This is a genomic window from Pseudomonas agronomica (genome assembly GCF_025917275.1).
In the GTDB taxonomy this organism is placed as follows: domain Bacteria; phylum Pseudomonadota; class Gammaproteobacteria; order Pseudomonadales; family Pseudomonadaceae; genus Aquipseudomonas; species Aquipseudomonas agronomica.
This window is the reverse complement of record NZ_JAOSHO010001090.1, coordinates 1-351: the sequence shown is the minus strand read 5'-3', so window position 1 is coordinate 351 and position 351 is coordinate 1. Positions and strand designations below refer to the sequence as shown.

1 protein-coding gene is annotated in these 351 nt (G+C 64.4%); it reads right to left on the bottom strand.

What is annotated here, in order from left to right; translation table 11 throughout:
• Window positions 1-351 (bottom strand): peptide chain release factor-like protein (locus OC610_RS29055; protein WP_332880495.1); only part of this gene is annotated, 351 nt, incomplete at both ends.

Here is a 351-nt window from a genome sequence, read left to right as displayed (position 1 = left end):
TCGGCCAGCAAGGGCTCGATCACCGCGTCGACGCCGCCGGCAAGGATTTCATCCAGGGAATACAGGGTCAGGTTGACGCGGTGGTCGGTGACCCGGCCCTGGGCAAAGTTGTAGGTGCGAATCCGCTCGGAACGGTCGCCCGAACCCACCAGCAATTTACGCTCGCTGGCAATGGCGTTGGCGGCAGCGCTGGTCTGCTGGTCGTTGAGCTTGGCCGACAACCAGGCCATGGCCCGCGCGCGGTTCTTGTGCTGGGAGCGTTCTTCCTGGCATTCGACCACGATGCCCGACGGCAAGTGCGTGATACGGATCGCCGAATCGGTCTTGTTGACGTGCTGGCCGCCTGCACCG